At 68.5% G+C, this 2,054-nt stretch carries 1 protein-coding gene; it reads right to left on the bottom strand.

Annotated features, from left to right (window positions below):
• On the bottom strand, window positions 1-2,054 hold a 2,054-nt coding region (locus tag HUW62_RS46935; RefSeq protein ID WP_255204041.1), incomplete at both ends, for a condensation domain-containing protein.

A 2,054-nucleotide genomic window follows, 5' to 3' on the forward strand; every position in this document is an offset into this window, starting at 1 on the left:
CCGCCGCCCCCAGGTGCCACGCCAGCTGATTCGCCCGCCTCTCCAACTGCGCATACGTCAGTCGCGCGCCTCCGAAAACCACCGCCACCGCCTCCGGTGTCCTCGCCGCCTGCGCCTCCACCAACTCGTGCGCGCAGACCTCCCAGCGGGGTCCCGTCGCGGAGGTGTTCCAGGCTTCCAGCACGAGGCGCCGGTCCGCGTCGGAGACGAGCGGCAGCCCGGACACGCGCTGGAGCGGATTGGCGATGGCGCCCGCCAGAAGCCGTTGCAGGTGTGCCACGAGGCGTTCGGCGGACGCGGGCTCGTAGAGGTCCGTGCGGTACTCCAGCGTGCCCGTGAGACCGGCGGGCGTCTCGCGAAGCATCAACGTGAAGTCGAACTTCGACGTGCCGCTGTTCACGTCCACGTGTTCGAACGAGAGCCCCGGCGTGGCCAGCTCCATGGGCGGCGTGTTGAGCAACACCATCGCCACCTGGAAGAACGGCGTGTGTCCCGGCAGGCGCTCCGGCTGGAGCACCTCCACCAGCTTCTCGAACGGCAGGTCCTGGTGTGAGTACGCGCCCAGCGTCGTCTCGCGCACGCGCCCCAGCAGCTCGCGGAACGTCGGGTCGCCATCCAGCTTCGTGCGCAGCACCAGCGTGTTCACGAAGAAGCCGATGAGCTCCTCGGTCTCCATCTGCTGGCGACCGGCGATGGGCGCACCCACGCAGATGTCGTCCTGCCCCGAGTACCGCGACAACAAGGCCTGGAGGCCCGCGAGCAGTCCCATGAACAGCGTGGAGCCCTCGCGCTGGCACAGACTCACGAGGCCCCGGGTCAGCTCCCGGGAGAACTCCACCTTGAGCACCGTGCCCGGATTGCGAGCATCCAGGGGACGCGGCCGGTCCGTGGGAAGCTCCAGCGAAGCGGGGGCCCCTTCGAGCTGTCGCTTCCACCAGGCGAGCTGCCGCTCCAGGACGTCTCCCTGGAGCCACTCGCGCTGTTGGACGGCGTAGTCCACGTATTGGAGACCCAGCTCCGACAGCGGGGAATGCCGCCCCACGCTGAAGGCCTCATAGAGGGTGACGACCTCTCGGATGAGTACGGCGATGGACCAGGCGTCCGCGATGATGTGGTGCATCGTCACGAGCAAAAGGTGCTCGTGGACGTCGAGCCGCACCAGCCCCGTGCGGAGCAGGGGGCCGCGCGTCAAATCGAACGGCCGTCGGGCCTCGGCCCAGACCAGCCGCAGCGCCTCTGCTTCCTTCTCGGACTCCGGCAGCGACGCCAGGTCCTGAACCGGCAGTCGCATCCGCGGAAGCGCTTTGAGGGAGATGACCTGGACCGGCTTGCCCTCGCGGGACTGGAAGACGGTGCGCAGGGACTGATGGCGTCGCACCAGCTCCGTGAAGGCCTGCTCCAGGGCCTGCACATCCAGGTCCCCCTTCAACCGGAGCGCGGCGGGGATGTTGTAGAGGGGGCTGCCGGGCCTGTACTGGTCCAGGAACCACAGGCGCTGCTGGGCAAAAGAGAGCATCTCTTCCTCCGTGTCCCCCTGCTCGTTTGAAATTCGGAGCCGAGCCCGCGCCCGCGCGAGCATCGACTGAGGAGCGTTTCCCGGCCGCAGCCGCACATCCGTCTCGATGCGCTTCGCCAACGCCGCGACAGAGGGCGCTTCGAAGAGGGTCCGCAAGGGGACCTCCGCCTTGAGCAATGAGCGGATGCGCGCCACCAACTGCGTCGCCAGCAGGGAGTGGCCGCCCATGCTGAAGAAGCTGTCGGTGACGCTGACACGCGGCAGCTTCAGCACCGTGGCGAACGCCTCCGCCAACCGCGTCTCCATCTCGTCTCGTGGAGCCACGAAGGGCGCCGCGCCTCGCAGACTCTCCACGTTCGGCGCCGGCAGCTTCCCTCGCGCCAGCTTCCCGCTCGGCGTCAGTGGCAGTGCCTCCAGCTTCATCAGCGCTGGCGGCACCATGTGCTCCGGCAGCTTCCTCGCCAGCGCCTCTCTCAGCACCTCCGGCTCCCACGCCGCCCCCGCCCTCAACACCACGTACCCCACCAACCTCTTGTCC

This window comes from Myxococcus sp. AM011 (assembly GCF_013372595.1).
In the GTDB taxonomy this organism is placed as follows: Bacteria; Myxococcota; Myxococcia; order Myxococcales; family Myxococcaceae; genus Myxococcus; species Myxococcus eversor.